The organism is Acinetobacter sp. 1000160 (genome assembly GCF_000588715.1).
GTDB lineage: Bacteria > Pseudomonadota > Gammaproteobacteria > Pseudomonadales > Moraxellaceae > Acinetobacter > Acinetobacter courvalinii.
On the sequence record NZ_JFWP02000003.1, the window covers coordinates 146575 to 165828 of the forward strand.

Sequence of the window (19254 nt, forward strand, 5' to 3'; positions counted from 1 at the left end):
AGGTCATTCCTGAACAAGCTAGACCGATGCAACTGTGTTGAAATTAAATCAATAAGAGAAGGTTAGAACGATCAAAGAAAACCAAAATCGTAGGTTGATCTTACCTGTTTCACACATTGGAAAGTGCATTTTAACGGTCCATAAAAGATCGTTCAGGGACAGACAGAAAAGGATGAAGATGATGCTTAAACAACAGTTATTTAAAGATATACAAAAAATACTGGCACTTAACCTATCCATTGCTGCAAGTTTTTGGGGACTCAATACTCAAGCGTTTGCGCATGGTGGTAAGGCCGAAATGGTCTCACTTTATCAAAATATGAGTGAGCAGGGGGCCAAAGTCGTTAAAGATGATTTTACCAATAGCTATACCATCAGCAAAGGTTCCATGCAGGTCAGAGCCAAACCTAATTCAGATCAGGTCTTGGTGAATGGAAAACCATTAAAACTGAGTGTCCCGTTACTCATTAAAGATGGCAAACCTGTTATTGGGAAAGACTTTTTCAATGAAGTGTTCCAGTCGGGTTTAGATCAAACTTTTAAAATCGAAAATACCTTTCATCCACTGAATAGCCTCAATACAGATGAAATCAAAAAGACTTTTGATGTGATTAATCGCTCAAAGTACGCCTATAAAAATATGCGTTTTGCCGAGTTAAAACTGAAAGAACCTGAAAAAGCCAAAGTCTGGGATTTCTTTATCAATCATAAAGAATATAAAGATGATCGGGTGGCATCATTCATTTTATTGAAAGGCAATCAGGCGATTGAAGGTGAAGTGAACCTGAATACACAGCAAGTCACGAAATGGAATGTCCTTAAAGATACGCACGGTATGGTGTTACTGGATAACTTCGAGACGGTTCAGCGTGTGATTGAGGCCAGCCAAGAATATCAGGACGCTTTGCGTAAACGTGGCATCACCGATGTCAAGAAAGTGATTACCAATCCATTAACTGTTGGCTATTTTGGCGGTAAAGATGGCTTGGACAAGCAACTGAATGTTTTAAAAGTAGTGTCTTATCTGGATACAGGAGATGGTAACTATTGGGCGCATCCGATTGAAAATCTGGTCGCTGTGGTGGATCTGGATAAAGAAAAAATTATTAAAATCGAAGAAGGGGCAATGATTCCTGTGCCAATGGTAGATCGTCCTTATGCGACTAAAAATACCAGACCGCCAAAGATTAAGCCATTGAACATCAGTGAACCCGAAGGCAAGAACTTTACCATTACCGGACAAACCGTACATTGGGGCAACTGGTGTTTCCATGTCGCGCTCGACTCACGTGTCGGCCTGCAACTTTCAACCGTGACCTATAAGGATAAAGGTGTAAAACGCAAGGTCATGTATGAAGGTAATCTGGGCGGGATGGTGGTTCCTTATGGTGATCCAGATATGGGCTGGTACTTTAAGTCTTATCTGGACTCAGGTGAGTATGGCATGGGAACACTCACATCAGCCATTCAACTGGGGACTGATGCACCGGAAAATGCGGTGTTACTGGATGCGGTCATTGCTGACTATAAAGGCCAGCCACAAGTGATTCCAAATGCCATCGCCATTTTTGAGCGCTATGCAGGGCCAGAATATAAACACCAAGAGATTTTTGGTGATCAGGATGCCAGTGAAGCCCGCCGTGAACTTGTCGTGCGCTGGATTAGTACGGTGGGTAATTACGATTATATGTTTGACTGGGTCTTTGCCCAAAATGGTGTAATTGGAATTAATGCGGGTGCAACGGGTATTGAAGCGGTGAAAGGGGTTAAAGCTCGTACCATGCATGACAGTACCGCTAAGGAAGATACCAAATATGGGACTCTGATTGACCATAATATTGTCGGTACTACCCATCAACACATCTATAACTTCCGTTTAGATATGGATGTAGATGGTGAGAACAACAGCTTTATGCATATGGACCCTGTGGTGAAGGCCAATGATCGAGGCGGTGTGCGTACAAGTACGATGCAAATTGACAGTAAAGTGATTAGCAATGAGCAAAACGCGGCTGAAAAATTTGATCCATCTACCATTCGCTTACTCACCAATTTCAATAAGGAAAATAAATTAGGCAATCCTGTTTCTTATCAATTGATTCCGTTTGCGGGTGGCACTCACCCAGTGGCGAAGGGTGCCAATTTTGCCCCAGATGAATGGTTGTTTAAACGCCTTAACTTTATGGATAAACAGATTTGGGTAACGCAATATAAGCCTGAGGAACGTTATCCAGAAGGTAAATATTCTAACCGTTCTACTCATGACACAGGCTTAGGTCAATTCATTAGCAACAATGACAATATTGAAAATAAAGACCTTGTAGTATGGATGACTACAGGAACCACCCATGTGGCACGTGCTGAAGAATGGCCGATCATGCCAACAGAGTGGGTTTATACTTTGATCAAACCGTGGAATTTCTTTGATAGTACCCCGACGTTGAATTTGGGTGAAGAAGAGCAAAATACGCAGCACGACCATCACTAAAAGTGCAGATGAGCCAGAAAGGGTAACCTGAGGTTACCCCGAGCTGAGCGTCCAGCAGTCCGCTGACAAAAAAGGAATTTTGTATGAAAACGCTACTTTCTCAAGTTATGAGAGGGACTCTCTTTGTCTCATTTTTTTCAACTGCACATGCAGGTGAGCTAGAAGTTAAACCGACTTTTGAAGCAACTTTCGGGGCTTTTAGTAGCGCTAAAAGCTATAACGGTGAAAACCTTGATGATGAACGAATCAATTGGCAAGAAGGTCATCTTAAATATGGTGCGAAAGGACAATACACCTTTAACAACAATCAGCTCTATGCAAGCTTGAGCGGGATCAGCTCGGCAACATTTGGTGATGGTGATGCCGGCCAAAACAGTAATGGCAAAGAACGTAAAACAGATCTGAATGAATGGATCATTGGTTTTAAAGATGGTACCAATAAAGATGAGTTGACGACTTATGATTTAAGTATTGGTCGACAAAATATCATGATTGGTGACGGGTTCTTCATTGCGGGTGATGCGTTAAACCTCGGTAAAGCACCTGCGGATGGGGCACTGGATCGGGGCGGAGCATATTATCTGGCAGCCCGTCGAAGCTTTGATTTTACAAGTTTGCTTCAATATAAACCGCAAGAAAATACAACCCTAAAGCTGGCTTATTTAAAGTCAGACAATAAAGCACAATTTTCACCTGAACTGTTTGTGACCGATCTGATGTATCAGCTTAAAGATAAGGGCGTTGGGTTTACCTATTTAAATGTATTGGATCTTGAAGATGCTGAGCAAGTTTCAGGGCGCGAAGATCTTAAGAATTATGCTTTACGCTTGAATTATCAACCTTTGCCGGAACTACAAGTTAAAACTGAGTTTGTGGTGCAAGATAAAAAAGAGGGTCATGAAAATGCTGGCTATTTGGCACTGAACTATAACTTTTTATCCTTAAAATATACGCCGTCACTAGGTTATCGTTTTAGCCATTTTTCCGACCAATATGATCCGATGTTTTATGGCAATACAGTTGGGTTCGGTACCTGGTTTCAGGGCGAAGTTGCTGGAAACTATGCTGGTCCATTCAATAAAAATGCAGATATTCACCAAGTTTCTTACAGTATGAATCTAAAAGAAAATTTTATGCTGGGTGCTTTGGCCTATAAGTTCAAAACAGTCAATAGGTCTTTAGGCCATGTCGATGGGCATGAGCTGGATGTGTTTTCGGTCTGGTCGGTCAATCAAAAATTCAACGTTATTCCTTTAATCGGTCTCTATAAACCGAAACAGGATATCCATAGCGGTGGTACTCAAAACTACGATGACAAAATCAATGTGTATGCGCAGTTGATTCTGCAATACATCTATTAAATCAGGGCAAAGCAGAGCATGTTTATTGGCGGTGCATTGATAGAAATAAAATGAGGATGAAATCAGATGAATCAACAATATGACTATATCGTCATTGGTGCTGGCTCGGCAGGGTGTGTGGTTGCAGCACGACTATTAGAAGCCAAGGCAGGGCGTGTTCTTGTATTAGAAGCAGGAAGCCGAGATAGCAGTCTATTCCATACCATCCCTGCGACAGTGGTTAAGGTATTCCAGCAAAAATCATGGCAATACATGACTGTTCCGCAGAAATATTGTAATCATCGTGAAATGATCCTTGCACAAGGAAAAGTGTTGGGAGGTGGAAGCTCGGTTAATGGCATGATCTATTGCCGAGGCCAACGTCAGGATTATGATTTATGGGCCTCAGAATGGGGATGTAATCAATGGTCTTATCAGGATGTGCTGCCTTTTTTTAAGAAAGCAGAAAAAAATGAAAGTCTTGCTGATGAATATCACGGACAAGATGGCATTTTACCTGTCAGTGAAAACCGCTATCGCCATCCTTTAACGCTTGCTTGTATTAAAGCAGGTCAACAAATGGGCATGAATTACGTCAATGATATCAATGGTTGGGATCAGGCGGGTGTAGGGTTCTATCAAACGACTACTCAAAACGGTTCTCGGGCCAGTACCTCAAAAACTTATTTAAAGTCAGTCGAAAACCACCCAGAACTTACGGTTATTACGGATGCCTTGGTCCATAAAATTGAAACTCAAGATGATCAGGTGACTGGAGTGACTTATAGTGTTGGCGGAAAATCATCAATTACGGTAAAGGCTCAAAAAGAAGTCATTCTGAGTGCTGGTGCAATTGGCAGTCCTAAGGTTTTATTACTTTCGGGAATTGGTCCAAAACAGCATTTAGATGAACTCGGCATTGAATGTATTCGTGACTTACCTGTAGGTGAAAATTTTCACGATCATTTGCATATGTCGGTTAATGCGACAGTAACAACCAATAATAGTCTGCTCGGTGAAGACCAAGGTTTAGCTGCAGTACGACATTTTTTACAATGGTGTTTTACGCGTTCAGGATTATTAACCACCAACATTCTAGAAGGTGGTGGTTTTATTGACACCAATAACAATGGTCGACCTGATGTCCAATTTCACTTTTTACCTGTGCTGGATAATTTCGATAATACCCCTGGTGAAAAAGCAGCGGCTCAGGCACATGGCCTGACCATTAAAGTCGGACATGTACAGCCAAAAGCTCGTGGGACTTTACGTTTAAGCAGTAAAGATCCAAAAGATTTACCTGTTATTGATCCTAATTATTTAGGTCATCAAGAAGATATTGATGCCAATATCCGTGCGGTACAGGCCGGACTTCGCTTATTACAACAACCAGCATTGAAAGCAATTGTCAAAGAAGTGATTGAGCCTGCAAATATCGATCCTGATGATATTGAAGCGATTGATCGATGGATGCGCCAGAACATTAAAACGGTTTATCACCCCGCGGGTAGCTGCAAAATGGGCAATACTCCGCAAGATTCGGTCACCGATCAGACCCTAAAAGTACATGGTTTTCATAACTTACGTGTGGTGAACTGTTCGATTTGCCCACAAGTTCCAAGCGGCAATACCAACGCAATTGCCATCATGATTGGTGAACGCGGTGCAGACTTTATTTTGAATCAGGTCGCCTAGTTGCTGTCATATCAATAGTTAGAAATGAAAAGAGGAAAAGAACATGAGTGAAGTTCAGGTTTTAGCAAGCGTACAGCAATTTATGGCACGTCAACATGGACATTTTATTGATGGAAAATCAGTTGCTGCCGAGCTTTTAGAGAAAGTGGATATTGTGAATCCATCAACTGAACAAGTGGTTGCTCAAGTTAGTATTGGTAGCCAATACGATGTCGAAAGCGCTGTGAAAAGTGCTGAACATGCTTTTCAACATGCTTGGGCTGAAACAACGCCGTATCAGCGTGGCGTTAAACTGAATAAGCTCGCAGATTTAATTGAGCAACATGGTGAAGAACTTGCTCAGCTCGAGACATTGTCTACAGGAAAACTCATTAATATTTCCCGTCATTTGGAAGTCGCACAATCCGTTATTTTCTTAAGATATTTTGCTGGTTGGGCAACCAAAATTAATGGTCAAACCATGCAACCGTCTATTCCTTCTATGCAAGGTGAACAATATACGGCCTTTACTTTAAGACAACCGATTGGTGTAGTTGCAGGGATTGTGCCCTGGAATTTTTCACTGATGATTGGCGTTTGGAAAATCGGTTCAGCGTTAACCACGGGTTGTACCATTGTGCTTAAACCAAGTGAGTTTGCCAGCTTATCTTTATTACGTTTAGCTGAACTTGCCATCGAAGCAGGTATACCTGCAGGTGTAATTAATGTGGTGACAGGTAAGGGGGAGACGGGACAATATTTAATTGAGTCACCCTTGGTTAAGAAAGTCTCATTTACAGGTTCAGTCCCAACAGGTATTGCCATTGGTAAACTTGCGATGAGCAGTGATTTAACCCGTGTCAGTCTGGAATTGGGGGGTAAAAATGCCATAGCCATCTTGGCTGATGCAAATATTGATGAGATTTTACCGACTTTGATCCAAGCAACTTTTGTACATCAAGGTCAGGTTTGTGCATCTCCAGAGCGTTTCTTTGTTCACCATACAAAATACGATGAACTGGTCGAGAAACTATCTAAAGCACTTTCTCAGTTTAAAATTGGATCGGCGATGGATGAGGGGAGTATGTTTGGCCCACTTGCTAACCAGCCACATTTTCATAAAGTAAAACATTATTTAGATCTGGCAAAAGCCAACAACCAGATTATTGCTGGAGGTGAGGCTTTAGATCAGACAGGGTATTTTGTACAGCCCACTTTAATTTCCTTTAAAAATACGGATGATCCTTTATTTTCAGAGGAAACTTTTGGTCCAGTGGTCGGGGTAATGCCATTCGAAACTGATGAAGAACTCGTTCAACTGATGAATCAGTCGCGCTTTGGTTTAACCGCAAGTATCTGGACAAATGACTTATCTAAAGCTTTACGTTTAATTCCTAAAATTGAAGCAGGGACTCTATGGGTCAATATGCATACGTTCTTAGATCCATCTGTTCCATTTGGCGGGGTAAAAGCTTCAGGAATTGGTCGAGAATTTTCAGATGCATTTATTGAAGATTATACCGAACTAAAATCAGTGATGATTCGCTATTAACTGAAAACGAGGTTTGTCATTAAATAACAAACCTCGTTTTTTAAGATCAGTTGAACTAAAAACTAATAATTTAACGTGATAGTTTGCTGGGCTGCTTGATCGATTTGCTTTTGGCTCACTGCATCCTCTTTACATTTATAATTTTCAAATAAAGGCAGTTGATCTGCAAAGTGAGCATCCGGTTTTCCATTTGGATGAATAAAGCCACTTTGACCCGGGGCCAAAATTGAACACATGCTGACCTGATTTGGATTTAACACCACTCTAAAGGTCGCACTTCCCGTATTTCCATAGGTACTGAGTTGTTGTTCATGTGAAGCATCCGCCCATGGAATACCGACCGAATTTTTGCTGGAAAAGCCCATGGTTGCCACTGGAATTTTCCAGTCATTCGGGTCAGTCGAATGATACTGTTTTGAAAGTTCAGTCAGTGCGTTTTCTAAAGCTTTTAACACCACATCATCTGCTGTTTGTCCTTTTAAGAAATCAACATTCTGAGGAACGCTTGACTGTTTTCCCTGCAATGCATTCCAGATTAATTTTGAAGCACTGGCTGGCTGGGCACTACGCGGATCATGATTGACCGGATAAAGCGTATCGGTATAACGCTGATAAATACTTTCAGACAAGTTCGGTTTTAACACCAGTACAATCATCTGATTCAGCCATGCACGCATAATCGCTGGTGCTGCACCCTGATAATATTTTGCTTCACGATCAGGACGTAATTTTAGATCCCATTCTGCCAACAGTGGTGCGACTTTTTTCGCTTGAGCCGAGGCTTTTTCGCTTTGTGCAGCCCTGATCATAGAGGGAATAAAATAGCGTGCATTCAGATCCGACCAGGCACCTGTTTTATTGATGTCCCAAATCTCTTGCTGGCTTAACTTGGGTTTGCTTTCCAAAGGTTCAATCAGTTCATTGACACGATCAACATAAGAGAAATTCGAAGAGTCAGAACGTAAACCGGCATATGCTTTATTATTCCAGCTACTGATATAACCTTTTTTGGGATTATATTGTTTAGGATTATATGAGAAATCGTAGAAACCCTGCCATTCCATTGAACCATCGCCAAGCGCTGGAAGCTGAATATGCTGGTTTTCAGACCGAATCGGTAAACGACCCAACGCAGCGACTCCGATATTATTTTGGGTATCGGCATAAAACCAGGTGATTGAAGCTGCGACACGTTTGGCTTGGGCAAGAAACTCATTCCAGTTGCTGGCTTTGGCTGCATTGGCCCAGCCTAATAAGCTTTCAATTTCTACACCTTCCCAACTTCGTTTTTGTGCATAGGCGGTATGATTCTTGTCATCCCATGTACTGACAAAGCCTTGTTTACTTTGATAAACATCTAAAATATGGTCGGCCTGATTTTTCACTTTTATTTTTACTTGTTTGTGCTCAAATGGAATATAAGCGCCTTTGTATAAATATTCTTTTGAATTGCTTGGATTTAAAGTGAGTTGGTAAACATCATTAGTATCCAGTGAACCGACGGTCGAGCCCCATGCAATTTTGCCATTGGTGCCAAATAAGATTGCTGGTAAACCCACCGGGGTAATTCCGGTTAAGTCATAGCCAGCGCCGTGTAGTCCAATTGCATAGGTGATGGCAGGGGTATACCAACCTTGTTGTGGGCCATTATATAAAACAGTCTGGCCTTCAATGGTTTTATCTGCCTTCACCACCCAGGCATTGCTGGCCGTTGGAACACCATCAATCACGCTTTTACCCATGGCAATACGGGCTTGGGCTAAATATGTTTCGGCCGCATGACTGGAGATCGGTAACACCTTTTTCGATAGGGCTTGCTGTCGTGCTGAAAACTGTGGGGCTTGTTCGGACTGAATAATGGTTGGCGCTTGAGGATCATCTAGCCAACGTAATTGTTGATAGACTTTAAGACCCTCAGCTTGTCCTTTTTCTTTTTGCAGTTGGGTGAGTAAATCCAGATTTGAAACTTCAGAACTTGCTGAAAAAAAGCGGTTGAGGATGAGGCCAACCCAAACCATGGCGATATCTTCTGATGCCCAGAGGGAGGGTTTAAAGCCATAATCAACAAATTCTTTGGGCATGAGTGCTGGATCGGCTAGTACTTCTTTGATCCGTTGATTAAAACCTGCTGCATAGCCCTCAAAAATTGCACGGTCTTCAGGGGAGAGTTGTGCAATTTGTTGTCTGATATTCTCTGGATTAAAGCGACTATGCGTGGCGATATCATATTGCAGATAGTCAGGACCCAATACTTCAGCGACCGTGCCTAAACCTGTGCGCTTCGACATCTCCATCTGGAATAAACGATCGGTTGCAACTGCATAGCCATAGCCGTAAAACAGGCCAAAGCTATCTTTGGCATAAATATGAGGTGTACCAAAGCTATCTCGTTTGATGGTGATTAAATTTTTGGGCGGTGTCACTTCTGAATTCGAAGATGAATGACAGCCGATGAGAAAGGTGCAACCTAGTGCCATGATTCCATTTTTCAGCACAGTCGGTTTATAAAAGGGGGAATGTGTGATCAATTTTAACGATCCTTATTGTTGCTATTGTTTAAATGTAATGTCGAGTCAATCTTCTGCTGGAAGCTGACGACCTATACCCATGAACATGCCTTGTTCATTAAATAAAATTATGATGATTTATCTATGTAATTTTCCATTACCTTATGGGTATATCTTTATACTTTATAAGACAAGGCTTTTATCGGTTGATTGAAAGATCGATATGAAAAAATCAAAACAAAAAACATTTAGGTCTGTTGAGCTGACTCAGATGATTTACGGATAAAACAATGATTAACGCAGTAATTTTTTAGCCAGCCGATCCGGGTTGAGAAAGGCCATATTGAGGATTCCCACCACAATCAGATAAACGCCTATAGCGCTAAATCCCTGATTCATGCCTATCGTTAAATTTTCTATCATCTGTGGACTAAGCGGAACGCCTTTACCCGGGTTGATATAACCTGCATGATCCATCAAATATCCAATCATGGTTGGGGAAATGATTCCGCCTATAGATGCGATTGCCACCAGTGTTGCCATAACTTCGGCACGTTGCTGCGGGCATACACTATAACTGACGGTCATGGTCGCCAGCGGAAAACACATCGAAAATCCGGCTGCTACCGTAATCAGGATCAGATTAAGATTTCCCGTTGAGAAAGGGAGCATATAAAAGGCACCACCTGAACATAACAGCAGTAAGCCAAAAATAATCCCAAAAGCGACATGAACACTTTGGCCTTTTTGTAGAAGTACCTTTGAAATATAGCCAGCAAGTGCCAAGGTGATGGCGCCTAAAATCCACGGAAAGCTGGAAATAAAAGCAATCATTTCAGGTGCGAATTGATGAGTCGATGCAATATATTTAACTGCCCAAGTGGTTAAAAAACCTAAAGACCAAAAACATCCTAAACCGGCAAGCAAGGCAGCAATAAACATTTGAGAAAAAAATACGTTAAAAATCGGGACAGGTTTTAATTGATCTACAAAATCTATGATGCTTTGGCGACTGGTCTCAGCTTCTTTGCTTTCAGGAATAGAGGAAGCTGCTGAAGTTTGGGCTTGATGAAAATGACTATAAGGGCCTTCTTTACAGATACAACGCCATAAAATACTCCAAATGATGCCGACAATACCGAGAAAGCCAAAGGCCCAACGCCAGCCCCAATCCGGATGTGCAATGATATAAGCTAAAATAGGCGCCGCAATAATGGGGCCAAGCATGGTTCCTGAAGCGACCAGACTGCTTGGGAAACCACGGGCACTGGGTTCAAACCAACCTTGGACATGCGTCAAAGATATGGAAGAAGCAGGGCCTTCTGCTGCACCGAGTACAATCCGAGTAATCAATAAGGTGGTTAAACCACCACCCAATAACATAGGGAACTGTAATAGTGCCCAACTTGCGCCCATGATCAAAAGTAGCCAGCGAGTTTGAACTTTTTCTGCGAGAAAGCCCACCGCAATTCCTGAGATTGCAAATAAAAAGAAAAAGGCACTGCCGATAAAACCAAATTGAGTTGCCGTGAGTCCCAACTCAGCCATGACGGGTTCGGCAACAAGCGCTAAAACAGCTTTATCTGCGAAATTAATCATCTGAAACAGCACCAGCAGGGCGGTAATGAGCCAAGCCCGTTGCCTATTTGCAGAAAATAATAAGGATGCTGAAACCGTTTTATTTTGTGAATTGTTATTATGCATTGCATGATCCTTATGCAGAGACCCAAGACATATTGGTCAAAAATAATGGCTTACCATTGATTTAAATAAATATATTTCTTTGACAACGCTTATTCAGGCGGTGCGTGTTTTTAGTTCTGCGATCAAGCGCCGCTTATGAAGCAGCGCTTGATTTCAATTCGGTAGTGGTTATAAAGCTGAATACTGCCTGGTTAAATGCATCGGCCTGTTCAATATTGGAAATATGTGAGGCACTGATTTCTACCAGTTGGGCATCCGCAATCTGCTGTTGCATAAACTGTCCATCTGCGACGGTAGTAACGGGGTCTTGGGTTCCGGCAATGATCAAAACAGGGAGATGGATGTCTTTGAGTTGCTTTCGGACATCCACTTTAGCCAAAGCCTCACAACAATTGGCATAACCGTCTGCGCTGCCAGCACTTAAGTCGTTACACAGATTATTGACAATGGCAGGATGACTTTGGATAAAGGGATCTGTAAACCAGCGAGAAGCTGCTGTGGTGGCGATAGGACCTAAACCTTGCTTTCGAACCAGCTGGACACGATCCAGCCAGGCCTGTTCCTGTCCAATTTTTGCTGCAGTATTGGCAATCACTACGTGGCTAAATCGTTCTGGATAATGAATTGCCAGCCATTGACCAGTTATCCCACCCATGGAAATCCCACAAAAACTGGCTTTTTCTATTTTTAAATGGTCGAGCAGGTGGATGACATCTTCACCCAGTTGTTGCAGGCTATATGGACCTGATGGGGTAGAAGAAGACCCATGACCACGGGTGTCATAACAGATCACATAAAAGCGTTGTTTAAAATAATTGAATTGCTGTTGCCACATCCCGTAGTTGGTCCCCAAAGAATTGGAAAAAACCAGTGCCGGCGCGTTGGGATCGCCAAAGGTTTGATAGTGAATTTGCGCATCGGCAGACTGAAAAACTGACATGTACTATTCCTTTATTTTAATCAATACGTTGAATAATCAAGGCAATCCCTTGACCGACACCAATACACATCGAACACAAGGCATACTGCCCCTTGATCTGTTCAAGCTGGTTTAAGGCCGTGGTCACCAGACGCGCACCAGAGGCACCTAAAGGATGACCCAAGGCAATTGCACCGCCATTCGGATTAATCCGTGCATCATCATCTGCCAAGCCTAAATCACGGGTTACCGCCAAAGCCTGTGCCGCAAAAGCTTCATTCAATTCAATCACATCCATTTGTTCTAACGTGAGATTGGCCTGTTTCAGCAGTTTCTTGATCGCAGGTGCAGGCGCAAAGCCCATAATCCGTGGTTCAACCCCAACTGTGGTAGCTGCAATGATTTTGGCACGTGGTTTGAGTTGGTATTTTTCTATAGCGTGATCCGAAGCAATCAATAAGGCAGCAGCACCATCATTAATTCCAGAAGCATTACCTGCGGTCACGGTACCTTCGGCTTTCACCACACCTTTGAGTTTGGTTAAGACTTCCAAAGTGGTTGACGCACGTGGATGCTCATCACGATCCATCACAAGAGCATCGCCCTTACGCTGAGGAATGGTCACCGGGATGATTTCATTGCTGAAGAAGCCTTTGGCTTGCGCCGTTGCAGTACGTTGTTGGCTGTTGAGCGCAAAATGGTCTTGGTCGGCACGGTTGATATTGAACTGTTCCGCCACGTTTTCTGCGGTTTGTGGCATGCTGTCGACGCCATACATGTCTTTGAGCTTTGGATTGATGAAACGCCAGCCCATGGTGGTGTCTTCAATCTTTTGACTACGGCCAAAGGCACTATCCGATTTACCCATCACATAAGGCGCACGGCTCATGCTTTCTACGCCACCTGCAATAATCAGGTCGGCTTCATTGGCTTTAATCGCACGGGCAGCCATGGCAATGGCATCCAGTGATGAACCACACAAACGGTTAACCGTGGTGGCAGGCACCTGATAAGGTACCCCTGCCAATAAGGCTGACATACGTCCCACATTACGGTTATCTTCACCCGCTTGGTTGGCACAGCCATAGATGACATCATCCACCTGTTGCCAATCCACAGTTGGGTTACGTTGCATGAGCGCCTGAATTGGAACTGCTCCCAGATCGTCGGCACGTACAGGAGCAAGACCGCCTGCATAACGACCAAATGGGGTACGGATGGCATCAATGATATAAGCGTTTTTCATTTTAAATCTTGTCCTTTACTTCAGGCCTTCCAGCCATTCTCCGTAGGTATCTCGCGGTGGCGGCATGGATGCCGCCCGTTGGACTGTGGTATATGGATATACCATCAGTCCTACAAAGGTTTTTGTTACTTTTGACCTTTCAAAAGTAAGGTATTGCCTATACAAACGGTTTTCGAAAATCACTTTCATTTATCGGCAGTGATGGTATTACTCGCTTTCATTCATAAGAGTTAGTCACGACGGAGTCTTAAGGTGCTTAATCCAATACACATCGCTAGTTCTCGTCACTTTTTTAAAAAAGTGACCAAAAACCTTTGTTACTCAGACACAACTTCCTTGTTGTGCTGAGTAACGGGGCGACATCCTTGTCGCCAATCACGATAGCAACTCTCAATTTATATTCGACTATGTGAAAATCTCGATCTGAGGCTTTCCCATAAGCATTTCGCGATGGCGGCATGGATGCCGCCCGTTAGACTGTGGTATATGGATATACCATCAGTCTAACAAAGGATTTTTGTTACTTTTTATCCTTAAAAAGTAAGGCAATGCCTATACAAAAAGCCTTTGCTTTAACCCGTAATTATTGGCTGTGTAAACATTATCCTTGCGTCGCATCAATCAGTTTCGCACCCGTCAACGCCTGTAACGCCTCAAAGCTCAGACCATCCACTTTTTCAATCACTTTTAAACCGTCTGTGGTCACATCAATCACACACAGGTCGGTATAAATACGATCGACACATTTCAATCCCGTTGCTGGATAGGAAAGCGCTTCAACAATCTTCGGCTCACCTTGCTTGGTATTGTGATCGGTGGTGATAAACACTTTCTTGGCGCCGACCGCGAGATCCATGGCACCGCCTACCGCAGGAATGGCATCCGCGGCTCCAGTATGCCAGTTGGCCAGATCACCATTGGCTGCTACTTGGAAAGCACCGAGTACCGCAATATCCAGATGACCACCACGCATCATGGCGAAGGAGTCACCATGATGGAAAAAGCTACCACCCGTCAGCATGGTCACATATTCTTTACCTGCATTGATCAACTCAGGATCTTCCTCACCTTTGACAGGAGGTGGACCAAATGCAAGTAGGCCATTTTCCGAATGCAGGAATACATCTTTATCGGCTGGAAGATAGTTTGAAATCTTGGTGGGCAGGCCGATGCCGAGATTGACATAAGCACCATCTGGAATATCTTGTGCGACACGTTCAGCGATCTGGTCACGGCTTAGTTTTTGATAGCTCATGTTTATGCTCCTGTGCCATTGGCTGCATCGACAGCGACCACATGCTGGACAAAAATCCCGGGGGTAATAATGTGTTCAGGATCAAGTTGACCGAGTTCAGCCAGTTCAGAGACCTGTGCAATGGTGACATCTGCGGCCATCGCCATGATCGGGCCGAAGTTACGGGCAGATTTGTTATAGACCAGATTGCCCCAGCGATCACCTTTGTGGGCCTTGATCAGGGCAAAGTCTGCTTTGATCGGATATTCCAGTACATAGTCTTTACCATCGATATGGCGGACTTCTTTGCCTTCTGCCAATAAAGTACCAAAGCCAGTTGGGGTAAATACGGCACCGAGCCCCATCCCCGCAGCTTGAATACGACAGGCCAGATTGCCTTGCGGCACCAGTTCCAGTTCAATCTTGCCGGCACGATACAGTTCATCGAACACCCATGAATCTGACTGGCGCGGGAAGGAACAGATGATTTTACGAACCGCACCTGTTTTAAGCAGTTTGGCCAGACCGTAATCGCCATTGCCTGCATTGTTATTGACAATCACCAGATCCTTGATGCCGAGTTCGATCAATCCATCAATCAGTTCAGCGGGTTGTCCTGCAGTGCCAAAGCCACCGATCATGATGGTTGCGCCATCCTTGATCTGTGACAGTGCCTCAGTCAATGTGAGCGTACTTTTATCAATCATAAGGCCAACCTTTTATTCATGTTTTCAAATTTCTATACATACCGGTTTCGCTATAAACGGATATGCATAGAAATTTAAAAACCGTGAGCTAATGAATAGCTCACAGTCATTTTTTAGAGAATTAAGCACCAACGCGACGACGTTCTACCTCTGAACTTGGTGCACCGGCATGTTCCTTCACCAGTTCTACATTGAAGGTAATGTGTTTGAATGGTTTATTCACACCACGACGGGCAATTTCAGCTTCATCGGTTACGTCTACCGCAGTTGCGATGAGGCCTTCACGTGTTGCAAATGCGAAGTCATCCCATAGGTATTGATCGCCTTCGATATTGAACTGTGTGGTTAATTTGCGATAACCCGGCGCAGACACAAAATAATGCACATGAGAAGGGCGGTTACCATGACGACCTAACTGATTTAATAATGCCTGAGTGGTGCCTTCTGGTGGGCAGCCATAACCGACAGGCATCGTGGTTTGCGCGACATAGTGACCGTTGGCATCAGACAAAATGGTACGGCGCAAGTTAAAGTCTGATTGTGACTTATCAAAGAATGAATAATTGCCTAAGCTATTGGCATGCCACACTTCAACTTTAGCGCCTTCGATAATATTGCCTTCAGGATCAGTGACCGTTCCTTCAATAAATAAGGTATCGACTTTATCCGATTCAGAACCGTCATCCATACGGGCAAAACCGACTGATTCAGGCGCGCCTGCAACATAGAGTGGACCTTCAATGGTGCGTGGTGTGCCACCGGTAATGCCTGCTTTGGCATCGGCTTCATCGGCACGTAAATCCAGATAATGTTCAAGACCCAGACCTGCCGCCAATAAACCCAGTTCATTGGCCTGACCTGCATCGGTAAAGTATTCCAGACCTTTCCACAGTTCACTTTGTGAGATGTCCAGATCTTCAATCGCCTGAAAAAGATCACCGAGCAGACGAACCACAATTTGTTGGACACGTGGATTGACTTCACCTGTCGCGGTATCCACATTCATTTTTTTAACCAGTGCATCGATTTCTTGACGGTTCATACATATTCTCCTGAAGTATGATAATTTTTGGTGGCTCGCGGACTTGCTGTTTTTACTGCTTGCTTGGCTTGCCACATTCCTTGTTCAAATCCTGTTTTTCACTTTACCGGCTAGACGTGTTTAGCTGTCATCTTCACGAATGGCAGAGGGATGACGGTTCAAGGCCATCACTTCGATATTCATGTAAGGATATAAAGGCAATCCCTGCAAAATATTGTGTAATTCCTCATTACTTTCCACATCAAAAATACTGATGTTTGAGTATTGTCCCGTGATGCGCCAGATATGACGCCATTTGCCCTGACGTTGTAAATCTTGAGAATAAGCCTTTTCTACGGCTTTAATTTGATTGGCTTGTTCAACTGGCATATCCAGCGGGATGTTTACATCCATTCGTACGTGGAAAAGCATGTCAACTCCTTGAATTATTGACGACGCAGGTTGTCGATTTTGTCTTGATCCAGCTCAATGCCGAGGCCGGGACCCGTTGGAAGCTTGAGCTCAAAATTGCCATATTGAAGCGGTGTTTTTAAAATTTCTTCCGTGAGTAATAATGGGCCAAACAGTTCAGTTCCTGCTGCAAGATTACTAAAAGTAGAAAATGCATGTGCAGAAGCGATCGTCCCTACAGGTCCTTCCAGCATGGTGCCGCCATACAGGTCGATCCCTGCCAGATTGGCAACTTTGGCAACATCACAGGCTTCAATCAGACCGCCAGATTGGGCAATTTTGACTGCAAACACTGAGGCTGCATTAGTCTTTGCCAGTTGATAAGCGCTTTGCGGACCGGTTAAAGATTCATCCGCCATAATGGCAATATCGAACTTACGGGTCAGACGTTGCATGGCATCAATATTGTGAATCGCACACGGTTGCTCGATCAGATCAACACCGCCATCCTGAAGCATTTGAATCCCTTTAATGGCATTGAGTTCAGACCAGGCACGATTGACATCGACACGGATTGAAACATCCTTACCTAATGCCTTTTTAATGGCCAGCACATGTTCAATATCTTGCTCCACCGGACGTGAACCGATTTTTAACTTGAAAATATTATGGCGTTTGAGTGCCACCATTTTTTCTGCTTCAGCAATATCTTTTTCGGTATTGCCCGAAGCCAGTACCCACAGCACAGATACGCTATCACGTAAGCGTCCACCCAGGACTTCACTGAGCGGCAAACCCAGACGTTGTGCCTGAATATCTAATAGGGCTGTCTGGATGGCACATTTGGCAAAACGGTTACCATTAATATTTTGCTGGATGGTTTTTAGGGTTTGAGCCACATTAAAACCGTCCAGTGTTTTTAACAATGGCGAAAAGTATTGCTCAGTATTGGTTTTGACACTTTCAGGACTTTCTTCCCCATAACCTAACCCTCCAATGGTCGTTGCTTCGCCCCAACCGGTAAAACCATCTGCTGTGGTGATTTTAATCAGTACCAAGGTTTGGGTCTGCATGGTTGCAACCGCCATCTTATGCGGACGGATGGTTGGAATCTCGACAAGTAAGGTTTCTATGGATTTATACATCTTTGGTATTTCTTCAATCTTTGCCTGTTTACATACCCTAAATTAATGTAATATTTAGAACTAGGCTGAATTTGGTATTTTTAGATACTTAAAAGGTATATTAAATGGAATTAAGACATCTTCGTTATTTCGTGACGGTGGTCGAGGAACAGAGCATTACCAAAGCGGCGGAAAAGTTATGCATTGCGCAGCCCCCTTTGAGTCGTCAGATTCAAAAGCTGGAAGAGGAACTGGGCATTTTGTTATTTGAACGGGGCTCACGTCCAGTAAAAACCACCGAAGCGGGACAGTTCTTTTATCAGCATGCGGTGCAGATTTTGACCCATACCGCCCAAGCGGCTTCCATGGCAAAACGCATTAGCACAGTCAATAAGATCGTGCGTATTGGTTATGTCAGCTCCTTACTGTATGCGCTATTACCGCAGGTGATTTATTTATTTCGCCAGAATCATCCCGAGATTCAGGTCGAACTGATTGAACATGGCACCAAAGACCAGATTGAAGCGTTAAAACTGGGTAAAATTGACTTGGGTTTTGGACGCCTCAGAATTAGTGATCCTGCGATAAAACGGATTTTATTGCGTAAAGAAAAGCTCAAATTAGCCATCCATAAAAATCATCATTTAACCCGGTTTATCGATCAGGGGATTTACCTGTCGCAGATTATTGATGAGCCTATTTTTTCTTATCCCGCCACACAAAAACCGAATTTCTCTACGTTGATCCAGTCAATTTTTACTGACTTGGGCTTGGTACCCAAAGATATGGTCGAAGTACGTGAAATTCATATGGCCTTAGGGCTGGTGTCTTCTGGCGAGGGTATTTGTCTTATTCCTGAGAGTGCCAGCGATATTGGCATGAAAAATCTGGTCTATATTCCGATTCTGGATTTGGAAGCCTATACCCCGATTTCACTGGCGGTGCGCAATATGGATCAGAGTCCGTATCTGCCGCAGATACTGGAATGTATTAAACAGGTATTTGAAGAAGAGGGAATACCGATACAACTGGATGGTGATTAAGGCAGATCCGAAAATTAATTATGTTTAAGCGGTCCTAAAGACCGCTTTATTAATGCGATACGATGGTCTACAGCTAAAACCAGACTTAAAAGGTATAACTATATACTTCGTTATCTATGGAAAATTACATTAATTATTCAAATAATAAATCCAGCCTGAATCTTTCTCTAAAGATATTTTCTTGAATTTTCGGATATTTAAAAGAAATGGAACTCAGGTCTGCAGGACTAGGCAAGTTGTGAAACTTTATTTGCAGCAACAAGAATTTTAAAAACTCAGGAAAG

General features: G+C 43.3%; 14 protein-coding genes. 5 read left to right on the forward strand and 9 right to left on the reverse strand.

All coding sequences use genetic code 11. The annotated features are described in order from the left end of the window. Window positions 1-172: 172 nt before the first annotated feature. The 4 genes from tynA to J699_RS11585 all read left to right on the forward strand — a co-directional run bounded on the left by tynA (window position 173) and on the right by J699_RS11585 (window position 7054). Window positions 173-2488 carry a primary-amine oxidase gene (gene tynA, locus J699_RS11600; protein ID WP_165569293.1) on the forward strand — a complete coding sequence of 772 codons (2316 nt, stop codon included), beginning with the start codon at window positions 173-175 and terminating at the stop codon, window positions 2486-2488. A gap of 107 nt (window positions 2489-2595) precedes the next feature. Continuing rightward, window positions 2596-3849, forward strand: a complete 1254-nt coding sequence (locus J699_RS11595; protein WP_104021892.1) for a hypothetical protein — start codon at window positions 2596-2598, stop codon at window positions 3847-3849. Between the two features lie 66 nt (window positions 3850-3915). Continuing rightward, window positions 3916-5523 carry a GMC family oxidoreductase gene (locus tag J699_RS11590; RefSeq protein ID WP_032867710.1) on the forward strand — a complete coding sequence of 536 codons (1608 nt, stop codon included), beginning with the start codon at window positions 3916-3918 and terminating at the stop codon, window positions 5521-5523. Between the two features lie 43 nt (window positions 5524-5566). Then, window positions 5567-7054, forward strand: coding sequence for an NAD-dependent phenylacetaldehyde dehydrogenase (locus tag J699_RS11585; RefSeq protein ID WP_032867707.1), 1488 nt, complete (start codon window positions 5567-5569; stop codon window positions 7052-7054). A 62-nt stretch (window positions 7055-7116) separates the two neighbouring features. Here J699_RS11585 and J699_RS11580 read toward each other — a convergent pair whose 3' ends face one another. The 9 genes from J699_RS11580 to J699_RS11540 form a co-directional block, all read right to left on the reverse strand. Then, a complete protein-coding gene (locus tag J699_RS11580; protein ID WP_050441676.1) occupies window positions 7117-9531 on the reverse strand; it encodes a penicillin acylase family protein in 2415 nt (804 codons plus the stop codon). A 324-nt stretch (window positions 9532-9855) separates the two neighbouring features. Continuing rightward, the gene (locus J699_RS11575) at window positions 9856-11265 is read right to left on the reverse strand and encodes an MFS transporter (protein WP_032867703.1); all 1410 of its coding nucleotides are present in this window, start codon (window positions 11263-11265) and stop codon (window positions 9856-9858) included. Between the two features lie 133 nt (window positions 11266-11398). Beyond that, the gene (pcaD, locus tag J699_RS11570; RefSeq protein WP_032867701.1) at window positions 11399-12205 is read right to left on the reverse strand and encodes a 3-oxoadipate enol-lactonase; all 807 of its coding nucleotides are present in this window, start codon (window positions 12203-12205) and stop codon (window positions 11399-11401) included. A gap of 16 nt (window positions 12206-12221) precedes the next feature. Then, the gene (gene pcaF / locus J699_RS11565) at window positions 12222-13430 is read right to left on the reverse strand and encodes a 3-oxoadipyl-CoA thiolase (protein ID WP_032867699.1); all 1209 of its coding nucleotides are present in this window, start codon (window positions 13428-13430) and stop codon (window positions 12222-12224) included. 601 nt (window positions 13431-14031) lie between these two features. Then, window positions 14032-14685 carry a 3-oxoacid CoA-transferase subunit B gene (locus J699_RS11560; protein ID WP_032867697.1) on the reverse strand — a complete coding sequence of 218 codons (654 nt, stop codon included), beginning with the start codon at window positions 14683-14685 and terminating at the stop codon, window positions 14032-14034. Window positions 14686-14687: 2 nt separating this feature from the next. Further along, on the reverse strand, window positions 14688-15371 hold the full coding sequence (locus J699_RS11555; RefSeq protein WP_032867695.1) for a 3-oxoacid CoA-transferase subunit A: 684 nt from the start codon (window positions 15369-15371) through the stop codon (window positions 14688-14690). 121 nt (window positions 15372-15492) lie between these two features. Beyond that, window positions 15493-16413, reverse strand: coding sequence for a catechol 1,2-dioxygenase (gene catA / locus J699_RS11550; RefSeq protein WP_032867693.1), 921 nt, complete (start codon window positions 16411-16413; stop codon window positions 15493-15495). Window positions 16414-16533: 120 nt separating this feature from the next. Continuing rightward, window positions 16534-16824, reverse strand: a complete 291-nt coding sequence (gene catC / locus J699_RS11545; RefSeq protein ID WP_005229200.1) for a muconolactone Delta-isomerase — start codon at window positions 16822-16824, stop codon at window positions 16534-16536. Window positions 16825-16838: 14 nt separating this feature from the next. Further along, a complete protein-coding gene (locus J699_RS11540) occupies window positions 16839-17948 on the reverse strand; it encodes a muconate/chloromuconate family cycloisomerase (protein ID WP_032882792.1) in 1110 nt (369 codons plus the stop codon). Window positions 17949-18052: 104 nt separating this feature from the next. Here J699_RS11540 and catM point away from each other — a divergent pair, with 104 nt between their 5' ends. Next, window positions 18053-18970, forward strand: a complete 918-nt coding sequence (gene catM / locus J699_RS11535) for a cis,cis-muconate-binding transcription regulator CatM (RefSeq protein WP_005229202.1) — start codon at window positions 18053-18055, stop codon at window positions 18968-18970. Window positions 18971-19254: the final 284 nt, after the last annotated feature.

What these genes read in the sequence shown, in the direction of transcription:
- tynA (WP_165569293.1), top strand. Translation starts at nt 173, where the DNA reads ATGAAGATGATGCTTAAACAACAGTTATTTAAAGATATACAAAAAATA.
- J699_RS11595 (WP_104021892.1), top strand. Translation starts at nt 2,596, where the DNA reads ATGAGAGGGACTCTCTTTGTCTCATTTTTTTCAACTGCACATGCAGGT.
- J699_RS11590 (WP_032867710.1), top strand. Translation starts at nt 3,916, where the DNA reads ATGAATCAACAATATGACTATATCGTCATTGGTGCTGGCTCGGCAGGG.
- J699_RS11585 (WP_032867707.1), top strand. Translation starts at nt 5,567, where the DNA reads ATGAGTGAAGTTCAGGTTTTAGCAAGCGTACAGCAATTTATGGCACGT.
- J699_RS11580 (WP_050441676.1), bottom strand. Translation starts at nt 9,531, where the DNA reads ATGGCACTAGGTTGCACCTTTCTCATCGGCTGTCATTCATCTTCGAAT.
- J699_RS11575 (WP_032867703.1), bottom strand. Translation starts at nt 11,265, where the DNA reads ATGCATAATAACAATTCACAAAATAAAACGGTTTCAGCATCCTTATTA.
- pcaD (WP_032867701.1), bottom strand. Translation starts at nt 12,205, where the DNA reads ATGTCAGTTTTTCAGTCTGCCGATGCGCAAATTCACTATCAAACCTTT.
- pcaF (WP_032867699.1), bottom strand. Translation starts at nt 13,430, where the DNA reads ATGAAAAACGCTTATATCATTGATGCCATCCGTACCCCATTTGGTCGT.
- J699_RS11560 (WP_032867697.1), bottom strand. Translation starts at nt 14,685, where the DNA reads ATGAGCTATCAAAAACTAAGCCGTGACCAGATCGCTGAACGTGTCGCA.
- J699_RS11555 (WP_032867695.1), bottom strand. Translation starts at nt 15,371, where the DNA reads ATGATTGATAAAAGTACGCTCACATTGACTGAGGCACTGTCACAGATC.
- catA (WP_032867693.1), bottom strand. Translation starts at nt 16,413, where the DNA reads ATGAACCGTCAAGAAATCGATGCACTGGTTAAAAAAATGAATGTGGAT.
- catC (WP_005229200.1), bottom strand. Translation starts at nt 16,824, where the DNA reads ATGCTTTTCCACGTACGAATGGATGTAAACATCCCGCTGGATATGCCA.
- J699_RS11540 (WP_032882792.1), bottom strand. Translation starts at nt 17,948, where the DNA reads ATGTATAAATCCATAGAAACCTTACTTGTCGAGATTCCAACCATCCGT.
- catM (WP_005229202.1), top strand. Translation starts at nt 18,053, where the DNA reads ATGGAATTAAGACATCTTCGTTATTTCGTGACGGTGGTCGAGGAACAG.